Source organism: Pseudoalteromonas sp. SR45-5 (assembly GCF_014163565.1).
Lineage (GTDB): Bacteria > Pseudomonadota > Gammaproteobacteria > Enterobacterales > Alteromonadaceae > Pseudoalteromonas > Pseudoalteromonas distincta.
Map to the genome: position 1 here is coordinate 1 of NZ_JACJDN010000173.1, position 6,893 is coordinate 6,893.

6 protein-coding genes are annotated in these 6,893 nt (G+C 38.2%); 3 read left to right on the forward strand and 3 right to left on the reverse strand.

Going from position 1 to position 6,893, the window contains the following annotated elements; translation table 11 throughout:
* A partial coding sequence (locus H5072_RS08540) for a YihY/virulence factor BrkB family protein (RefSeq protein WP_182693267.1) occupies positions 1-485 on the forward strand: 485 nt, incomplete at its 5' end.
* Between the two features lie 3 nt (positions 486-488).
* Here the strand turns inward: H5072_RS08540 and H5072_RS08545 are convergent.
* Positions 489-1,373 carry a LysR family transcriptional regulator gene (locus H5072_RS08545; protein ID WP_182693268.1) on the reverse strand — a complete coding sequence of 295 codons (885 nt, stop codon included), beginning with the start codon at positions 1,371-1,373 and terminating at the stop codon, positions 489-491.
* A gap of 88 nt (positions 1,374-1,461) precedes the next feature.
* Positions 1,462-4,566 (reverse strand): EAL domain-containing protein, encoded by a 3,105-nt coding sequence (locus tag H5072_RS08550; RefSeq protein ID WP_182693269.1) that lies wholly within the window; start codon positions 4,564-4,566, stop codon positions 1,462-1,464.
* A 201-nt stretch (positions 4,567-4,767) separates the two neighbouring features.
* Here H5072_RS08550 and H5072_RS08555 point away from each other — a divergent pair, with 201 nt between their 5' ends.
* Together H5072_RS08555 and H5072_RS08560 are read left to right on the forward strand one after the other, a co-directional pair.
* Positions 4,768-5,610 carry a pirin family protein gene (locus H5072_RS08555; RefSeq protein WP_182693270.1) on the forward strand — a complete coding sequence of 281 codons (843 nt, stop codon included), beginning with the start codon at positions 4,768-4,770 and terminating at the stop codon, positions 5,608-5,610.
* 21 nt (positions 5,611-5,631) lie between these two features.
* Positions 5,632-6,606, forward strand: coding sequence for a glutathione S-transferase family protein (locus H5072_RS08560; RefSeq protein ID WP_138488553.1), 975 nt, complete (start codon positions 5,632-5,634; stop codon positions 6,604-6,606).
* Positions 6,607-6,609: 3 nt separating this feature from the next.
* On the opposite strand, the gene H5072_RS08565 is transcribed toward H5072_RS08560, so the two are convergent.
* Positions 6,610-6,852: a hypothetical protein gene (locus H5072_RS08565; RefSeq protein ID WP_024596383.1), complete on the reverse strand. Its 243-nt coding sequence runs from the start codon at positions 6,850-6,852 to the stop codon at positions 6,610-6,612.
* Positions 6,853-6,893: the final 41 nt, after the last annotated feature.

Here is a 6,893-nt window from a genome sequence, read left to right on the forward strand (position 1 = left end):
GGGCGATTGTTGTCGCAATTTTTGCGTTATTAATTATTGGTATTTTACCTATTGTACTTAATTTAGTGGGACTAAAAGAAAGTATAGATTTATTAATTAAACTCATCTCTTGGCCATTATTAGCTTTTACCTTTAATTTTGCATTGGTACTTTTATATCGTTATGCCCCACATCGTAAACCGGCCAAATGGCGTTGGATCACGATGGGTTCGTCTATTGCTACTGTACTTTGGATTTTGGCATCTATAGGTTTTTCTTTTTATGTGTCGCGTTTTTCTAGTTACAACGAAACTTACGGCTCACTAGGTGGTGTAGTGATCATGTTGATGTGGTTGTATATCAGCGCTTATATAATCACATTAGGTGCTGTTATTAATGCAGCTACTGAGCAGCAAACAGGTAAAGACAGTACTATAGGCCCAGCTAAAGAGCGTGGGCAGCGAGGCGCCTATGTGGCAGATCACCTCGATGTAAAAAACGAATAGCTATTAGCTAAAGTTAGTGAGAGCTATAAGCTGCTCTTTAAACTCTTGTGCTGCAGGACCAAGCCTGTCGTTGTCGTTGCACATTAAATATAAATTAAGGGTACGGGTTGTACCTTGGTCTAAATTAAGTGGGATGAGCGTTTTATCTTCAATTAAATGTGCTATTTGTGTTTTTGGCAGCCAAGCGTAACCCAAATTTTGACTAACCATATCAATAGAGTTGCGTAAATGGCTGACTGTCCAGCGCATATCAGCACCTAACCAGCCATCATTGTGACTGGTGTGGGTTGCTGAGTCGCGAACTACTATTTGCCGGTGTAGCTTTAAATCGCGAAAGTTGAGTTGTTCAGTTTGTTGGTGTAATACATGGTCTTTATGCGCAACGGCTATAAACTCTATATCGCATAACGTACTGCAACTAATTCCATAGATAGGAATTGATGAAATGGCTAAATCAACCACTGAGTTATGTAGTAATTCGTTTGCACCGGTTAGCACGCTTTCTACTAAATCAATCTTTAAAAGCGGGTAAAGTTCACTCGTTTTAGCAAGTGCCTGGTATAAAATGGTGTGTGGAAAAACTTCATCAACAGCTATTTTTAATGTGCTTTCTACGCCTTCGCTTAGTGTGCTCGCTACCGATTCTATTTTAGTTGCTTCTTCAATTAAAAATTCAGCTCTGCGTAAAATTAGTTTACCGCTATCGGTTAAAAATGCTTTACGACCTTTTACTTCAAGCAACTTAATTTGCAAGGCGGCTTCAAGTTTTTGAACAGCATGGTGTACGGTTGACTGACTTTTATGTACAGCCGCACTTGCGCCTGCAAATCCGCCGTGATCCACAACCGCTTTAAACATTCGCCATTGCTCTAATGTTGCTTTTGCCATTTTTAAATCCTGTTACTACTTATATCTGATTACTTAACTTGACCGCGCAGACGCATTATTTATTGCGTAACAGTGATTTTTTGTTTATTTATTTTAATAAAGCGACTTTTTTATCAGCTAGAAGTGCCATAAAACTGCTTTTATTTAAAGGTCTTGAAAATAAATAACCTTGTCCGTAATCACATCCGGCTTCAAGTAATAGCTGCATTTGTAATTCAGTTTCAATTCCTTCGGCGATTACTTTTAAGCCCAGTTGATGCGCCATAACAATTATTGCTTCACACAGTGCAAGTTCTTGACTGCCTACTTGGATATTATCAACAAAACGTTTATCTATTTTTAAATAGTCGGTATCCATTTCTTGTAAGTAAGCGAGTGACGAATATCCTGTACCAAAATCATCAAGGGCAAGCTGCATACCTGATTTTACTATTTCTTTTAAGCGACGTTGCGTTAATGCTTCGGGGTTAATCATTAGGCCTTCAGTTATTTCTGCCACAATTGAGGATGCAGGTAATTTTGCAGCTTTTAGCATATCGTACCATTCATCTATACCACTCTCTGGCGTGGATAACTGCACTGGCGACACGTTTACACTTATTTGAAAAGTGTCATCGGTTAGGGTTTTTATATCGTTAAGCGTTTGCAAGGTTTGAGCAAATACAAATTGGCCAATTGCATTTATTTGCCTAGTTTCTTCAGCAAGAGGAATAAATGCGACAGGGCTAATTAGGCCTTTTTCGGGATGTTGCCAACGAATAAGTGCTTCAGCTTTATGAATATGTAAATCATTCAAAGCAACAATGGGCTGATAAAACAACTCAAACTGTTCAAGTTCAATGGCACTTCGTAAGTCTTTTAATAGCACCATGCGCGCGTGTGCATATTCGCGCATGTCAGCAGAGAAAAATTCAAAACAGTTACGACCATTACTTTTTGCTTTATACATAGCCTGATCGGCTGCCTTTAAAAGTTGTTCAGTATTTTCACCATCATTAGGGGCGCATGCTATGCCCATGCTGGCGCTAATAAATAACTCTTCGTTTTCAAGATGCAAAGCCGACGATAGGCTAAGCAAAATATTACTGGCAATTTGATTAATATGACGCGTACTTTTTATACGATTAAACACAATAACAAACTCATCACCACCAATACGTGCCACAAACTCAGCATTTTTTGCCGACTGGACTATACGCTGAGATACGAGTTTTAATAAGTTATCACCATAGTGATGGCCTAATGTGTCATTAATATCTTTAAAGTGATCTATATCTAAAAGCATGACAACCAATTGATTGTCGGGAGTAACAACGTTTGAAAATCGTTGATTTAATCGCTCCTTTAACTCTAAACGATTTGGTAAGTCAGTTAAGTGATCATAGTGAGCTTGTCGCCAAATTGTTTCATCGGCTTGTTTTTTCTCAGTGAGGTCTGTAAATATCGCGATTCGACGAATAGGTGCGTTGTTTGTATCATAAACCGTATCGATTGTGAGCCACTCAGAGTATAGCTGCCCGTTCTTTTTACGGTTAATAACCTCGCCTTGCCAGCGGCCTGTTTGCTGTAATTCAGACCACATTTTATTGTAAAAATTCTTATCATGTTTTCCTGATGAAAGAATTGAAGAGGAGCGCCCAATAACTTCTTCTTTACTATATAAAGTCGTTTTGCAAAACGCAGGGTTTACATCAAATATTATACCCGCTGGATCGGTGATTGCCATGCCTTCACTACTGTTGTTATACACTAGCGAGGCAAGGTGGAGTGCTTCTTCATTTATTTTTCGTTGTGTTATATCTCTTAGCACAACAACGTATTCATTTTTACTTTGCATTGCACTAATACGCGCTTCAAAGCTGCGTTTAGGATCTGATTTTTCGAGTGTAAATTCTAAATTACTCGAAACATCAAGCTTAGATAACTGCGATAACAAAAGCTGAACATTGCTGTGTGAAAGTATTGATGATAAATGAGGTACTGCAGTGCTGTTTGGGTTTACTTGAGGCTTAAATTGCCCCGTTATGTTGAGAATATCGCCATGGATGTTAATTCTAACGTAACTGTCGGGTAGAGTATTAAGCAAGCTGGTAAGCTCATCGTGCTTGTTTTTTAAATTAGCTTCAGCTGTTAACCTAGTTTGCGCCATTGATTTAAAGCGCTGATAGAGAGTATTTAGCTCTGGATTATTTGGCTGTGTTTTTTGTGACGGCATTTCGCCCTTAGCCAACACGTTTGTTGCATTTGTTAGATTATTAATTGGGTCGATAATGCTGGTTTTAAGCAGCTTACGTGCAATTAAACATAGCACTAGCAGTGATAAAATAAACACACCAATCGCTATAAAAAAATTATTATTTATTTGCTTTAAAGCATGCGTAATAGGAAGTGCAATATGTATATTTAAGCTGTTATTACTCGGATCTTTATAAATAATAGAGTGATGAAGCATTCGATCTTCACCCTCAATAGATTTTATTTTTGTTAATGCCTCATTATCAATCGAAGAATCAGTTGCTAATAAAGTCTTTGCAATATTATCGCCAAGGGCTGCAGTTGTTGGTGGGTAACGCGCTAAAATTTTTCCATTAGAATCAGCGATTGCAGCAATAGAGCCAGTCGGCAGTTCAATATTATTAAAAGCATTGTTCCACCAGTCAAGCGCAACAACGATAACTACAACGCCCTGAATTACATTTTTTTTATTAATGATAGGCAACGCAAAGTTAAGGGTGTTTTTTTGCAAGTTTCTATCGTGCTGAAAATAACCTACCGACAATTGGTTACTTTTTAAGGCATTTTGAAAATACGCACGATCTGCAATACTTATTGTTTTGGTTAATCCGCTTGTTGTACACATAACAATGCCATTTGGATCTATAATCCCGATATTGGCAACATGGGCATAAATAGCTCTAAATTGATTAAAATAATTAGGGCAGGACGTTGCTATATTTTCTTTCTTACTTTCCTCTTTAGCCAAATAACGCGCTAAACGGTCAATATCATCGACTAAGTGCTTTTGCTGTAAAATTAATTGCTTAGCAATGTTTTCTACTTTTTTTTCACTTTGCTCAATAGAGTGGTGGCGTTCAAGCAGCAGAGTAAAAATAATTACAGCGGTGCCCGGAATACTTAGCAATATAAGCAAACGATAAAGCTGATGTTTGAGAGAATAAGTAAAAATAACCATTCCTTAGTTTCGTATTTTGCAATAACAATTGTAGCCAAATTCACTCCAAATAACCATAGTAATTATAAGGTTGAAAATGTAACCAATGAATCAATGTCGTTCTATTTTTTAGAACCTTAAGCTCGATTTAAAGACATAGTTGTTTTGTTTAATGAATGATTCAATAGCCTCATAAACTTATTCTTTAGAGTGAATTAAAAAATGAAAATATCAAAAATACTTACAGCTTATGCAACTCAAGATGGCGATGGCGTGAGCATTAGCCGTATACCTGGGTTTGATGGTAAATATTTAGATCCGTTTTTGATGATTGATGAACTTAAGTCAGACGACAAAAAAGATTATATGGGAGGCTTTCCTGAGCATCCGCACCGAGGAATTGAAACGTTTACTTATATTCTAAAAGGTGGCTTTGAGCATCGTGACCAAATGGGTAACAAAGAAGCAATTAAAGCAGGCGATGTGCAATGGATGAGCACAGGGCGCGGCGTCATGCACAGTGAAATGCCACTCGCTGATGCTATAGATGGTCTGCATGGCTTTCAAATTTGGATAAACATGCCAAGCGCAGAAAAAATGCGTGATTCACGTTATCAAGATACGACTAAAAACCCAGCTCCTAGTTTTACAAATACGCAAGGCGTGACGTTAAAAGCACTTGCGGGATCGTGGCAGTTCGAAAGTGAAACGCTTGCAAGCGAGCTGCAAAGTTTAGCTGCTAATGCGGCGCTCGCTGATATTACATTACCTGCTGGTAAAAGCATTTATTTAGAGCCTCTTAGCCAACAAAAAGTAATGCTTTATATTCATAGCGGCTCACTAATAATGAGCGACAATCAAACAATACCAGCGGGTAAGTTACTTATTTTAGAACCAGGCAGTGATATTAATATTAGCTCTGAACAAGGCGCTGGCGTTTTGGTTTTAGCAGGCGATCCACTTAATCAGCCAATTGCTCATATGGGTCCGTTTGTAATGACGACGCAAGCTGAAGTACAGCAAGCAGTGCGTGATTATCAAAACGGCGAGTTTGGCAAAATATAACGGTATTTTTAGGAGAGTTTTATGGGATTATTAGTTAACGGCCAATGGCAAGATAAATGGTACGACACAGATTCAAGTAACGGTAAGTTTGAACGTGAAACGGCGCAGTTACGTCACTGGGTAACTGTTGATGGTAGCGCTGGAATAACGGGCGAGGCCGGTTTTAAAGCACAAGCGAACAGGTATCATTTATATGTATCACTTGCGTGTCCTTGGGCGCATCGAACGCTTATATTTAGAGCGTTAAAAGGGTTGCAAGATTTAATTACGGTGTCGGTTGTTAGCCCTGATATGCTTGATAGTGGTTGGGCTTTTGATACGCAAAACCACAGTACTGGTGATGCTTTATTTAATAGTAACTACTTACATCAAGTGTATACAAAAAATAATCCTAAGTATTCCGGGCGAGTTACCGTACCCGTATTGTGGGATAAAAAGCTAAATAAAATTGTCAGTAATGAGTCTGCCGATATTATACGTATGTTCAATAGTGCATTTAATGAATTAACAGGTAATAACGATGATTACTACCCAGAGGCACTACGACCAAAAATTGATGAATTAAATGCGTTGATTTATCCAAATATAAATAATGGTGTTTATCGTACGGGATTCGCAACAACTCAAGATGCATACGAAGAGGCGTTTAACGATTTATTCAAAGCACTCGATAAAGTAGAAGGGATACTGAGCAAGCAGCGTTATTTAACAGGTAATAGGCTCACCGAGGCAGATTGGCGATTATTCACTACACTCATTCGGTTTGATAGTGTGTACGTTGGCCATTTTAAATGTAATTTACGCACAATTGAAAGCTATCCTGCATTAAGTGGATACCTTAGGGAGCTATATCAAGTTAAAGGAGTGGCTGAAACAGTTGATTTTTATCATATTAAGCGACACTACTATTTTAGTCACACAATGATCAACCCAACACAAGTTGTGCCAAGTGGTCCAAGTATTGATTACTTATCTGATCACGGTAGAAATGTTTAGCGCTTAAGCTATCAAGTTCACTAGCCAGCCGTATTTTCTTACGAAGCTGGTTTCGCTTTTACCCGCTTGTACTGCTGCACCTGCGATAAAGGCACTTGAAAGCCCAACTTTGGTTACGGCAAAACGCTTTAGTCTATATTGGAACGCTGCATGATGTTGGCGTTTCAATTCACTGCGCGTATCCATTTGCTTACTTAGAGCATCAACGTTTTCATTAGGTGCTTTAATTAAGTAGTTAACTAACATACTAATTTCCTTGTAAGTTAAATAGCTGCTTTAAACTTTTA

Bases quoted from the DNA above. Each gene is read 5' to 3' on its own strand.
- H5072_RS08565 (WP_024596383.1), bottom strand. From the start codon at position 6,852: ATGTTAGTTAACTACTTAATTAAAGCACCTAATGAAAACGTTGATGCT.
- H5072_RS08560 (WP_138488553.1), top strand. From the start codon at position 5,632: ATGGGATTATTAGTTAACGGCCAATGGCAAGATAAATGGTACGACACA.
- H5072_RS08555 (WP_182693270.1), top strand. From the start codon at position 4,768: ATGAAAATATCAAAAATACTTACAGCTTATGCAACTCAAGATGGCGAT.
- H5072_RS08550 (WP_182693269.1), bottom strand. From the start codon at position 4,566: ATGGTTATTTTTACTTATTCTCTCAAACATCAGCTTTATCGTTTGCTT.
- H5072_RS08545 (WP_182693268.1), bottom strand. From the start codon at position 1,373: ATGGCAAAAGCAACATTAGAGCAATGGCGAATGTTTAAAGCGGTTGTG.